1 protein-coding gene is annotated in these 1,698 nt (G+C 49.7%); it reads right to left on the minus strand.

The window, feature by feature from the left end; translation table 11 throughout:
- Positions 1-1,409 (minus strand): aspartate:alanine antiporter (locus BZG79_RS15260; protein WP_077774831.1); only part of this gene is annotated, 1,409 nt, incomplete at its 3' end.
- Positions 1,410-1,698 lie beyond the last annotated feature (289 nt).

The following is a 1,698-nucleotide window of genomic DNA, read 5'->3' on the forward strand; positions in this document are numbered from 1 at the left end:
ATGTAATCAAATAGCCGGCTACCGGCACTCAGACCAATCCCGGCCATAAAGGTCATCAGGCCTAAATCTTTGACCATATTCAGCGCCCCTTGTGGCACATAGCCGAAGGTAGGGTGGTTGGCGCGTAAAAAGCCAAGACTAATCCCCGCCAGCAGCAAGCCGGCGGCATTACCCAGCCCAAAGGTCACTTGGCCAAAAGTGAGGGTGATCATCCCCAACCCAAGCCCCAGAATAAAGAAGCAACAAAACGCGAGCAAATCCGACATCTGGCTATGAATCGAGATAAAACCAATCCGATCCGCCAGCCCTTTGACGCGGCTTTTCTCGCCACTGATTTGCAACACATCGCCTTTATTCAGAATAATGCCTTGGTCCATCGGCATCTCGACTTGCGCGCGTACCACGCGGTTTAAAAAGCAGCCATATTCCGACAAGCTAAGATCGGACAGCTTCTTTTGCGCCACACTGTCGTTTTTCACCACGATTTCTTCTTCGACGATGCGCAAATCAAGCAAGTCACGATCAAACACTTCTTTGCCGTTTCTAAAACTGGGGTCGAGGCGCGCATGGCTGTCTGGGTAGCCTACTAAGGCAATCTCGTCCCCTTGCTGCAAAATGGCATCGCCATCGGGGTTAGCCAAAATGCCGTTACGGCGAATCCGCTCGATATAACAGCCCGTTTGGCGATAAATACCCAGCTCACGCAGATTGCGGCCATCAATCCAATCAATCAGCTCTGGGCCAACCCGATAGGCGCGAATAATAGGCAGATACACTTTACGCTGTGACTCACTGCCTAACCCGCGCTCAATCGCAATTTGCTGAGCAGAGTGCTCCAGGTTATGGCGTTGCAGCTTAGGCATTAACTTGGCAAGCACAATCAAACTCACCAAACCGGTAAGGTAGGCCATGGCATAGCCGACACTGAGGTTATCGATCATCATTCCCAGCTGCTCGCCATCGGTGCCGGTTAAGCCAGAGTTAAGCGCATCTTTCGCGCCCACGAGCACCGGAGTAGCGGTGAGTGCGCCTGCCATCATGCCAGTGGCAATGCTGGTATCCAGCCCCAACTGATCTTGAAAAAACAACGTCAACCCAATGGCGCTTAACAACACGGTGAGCGCGAGCAATAGGTAAGATTTTCCGTCACGGAAAAACACACCAAAAAAGTTCGGCCCTGCCTCGATACCGACACAGTAGATAAACAACATAAAGCCGATGCTGAGTGCGTCGGGCGAAAAGGTAAACCCGGCATTACCAAAAATGATTGCGGTGAACAACACGCCGATGGATCCACCGAGTTGCACACTACCAATTTTGATCTTTCCGACGGCCAGGCCGAGCGCGAGCACCACAAAAAGGAGTAAAATATCGTTTTGAAGCAGGAGGTTATTGACGTCTATATTCACAGCRCAAATGTCCGACAGMGCGTGCAGRGGGTTAATGTGGTGAAAATTATACCAACCTTAATCACAYTTTGTTGKACAAATTTAGTGAAATACACAGAAAAGTTGGGTAAAAAAAGACCGCTTGGCTGATTTTTTCAACGTAAACAACAAAAAGCCCCATCGACTGATTTTTAAGGCGCCCCTATACAAGCCCCTAGACTCAAGCCAACGCCCCCTTACCAGACCCACAGAATAAGCGCTCGCTAACATTTTGGACATTAAGACATGAAAAGCTAACAAGGTATTTGAT

It is taken from the genome of Salinivibrio sp. MA427 (assembly GCF_001996115.1).
GTDB classification, from domain to species: domain Bacteria; phylum Pseudomonadota; class Gammaproteobacteria; order Enterobacterales; family Vibrionaceae; genus Salinivibrio; species Salinivibrio costicola.